Origin of the sequence: Psychromonas sp. Urea-02u-13 (assembly GCF_002835995.1) — a bacterium.
Lineage (GTDB): Bacteria > Pseudomonadota > Gammaproteobacteria > Enterobacterales > Psychromonadaceae > Psychromonas.
Genome location: NZ_PJBZ01000244.1, coordinates 1 through 586 on the forward strand (window position 1 = coordinate 1; position 586 = coordinate 586).

Here is a 586-nt window from a genome sequence, read left to right on the forward strand (position 1 = left end):
GCAGGGCAGTATTTTTGCGGTCTTTTTTGCAAAAATGATGAACTGTTTTAGTTCCGTTTAAGCAACTTGTTAGATTTAATTGAGAAATTGAACTTTTACATCTTTCTGAATAATCAGTAAAAATATTTTAATTAATAAAGCTACTGTCGGGATAATAGTTAATGCCATAAAGACAATTTTGCTTTGATCTACCATTACACCGGCAACAAATAACATTACCACAGCAACAATCCCAAAAACAGAAAATAGACAAGTTAAAGAAGCTATACACCACCACGAAGCTTTCTTCAAATCCCAAATAGTTTTTGCTAGAAATATCATTACACAAGACCGAATGATTCCTCGTATAAAGTCACGAATATTCTCAATATCTCCATCTAAGACGTTCCATAATGCCCCTAGTATGAGAATTATTGCGTAAGCCCAAAGGTATTGTGAAATCTTGCGTATTTTTACTTCTGTATCGTTTTCCATAACATCTCTATATATAAGTATAAATCTAACGCCGCACTAAGCGGATTAAAACAGTTGGTTATAATTTGTGAGGCACGAACAAAACCAACTGTTTTAATTCCGTTTAAGTGCC

At 33.4% G+C, this 586-nt stretch carries 1 protein-coding gene; it reads right to left on the bottom strand.

Annotation, left to right across the window (positions count from 1 at the left end):
- Nucleotides 1-75 precede the first annotated feature (75 nt).
- Nucleotides 76-474: a hypothetical protein gene (locus CXF74_RS21615; RefSeq protein WP_101084702.1), complete on the bottom strand. Its 399-nt coding sequence runs from the start codon at nucleotides 472-474 to the stop codon at nucleotides 76-78.
- Nucleotides 475-586 lie beyond the last annotated feature (112 nt).

What these genes read in the sequence shown, in the direction of transcription:
- CXF74_RS21615 (WP_101084702.1), bottom strand. Translation starts at nt 474, where the DNA reads ATGGAAAACGATACAGAAGTAAAAATACGCAAGATTTCACAATACCTT.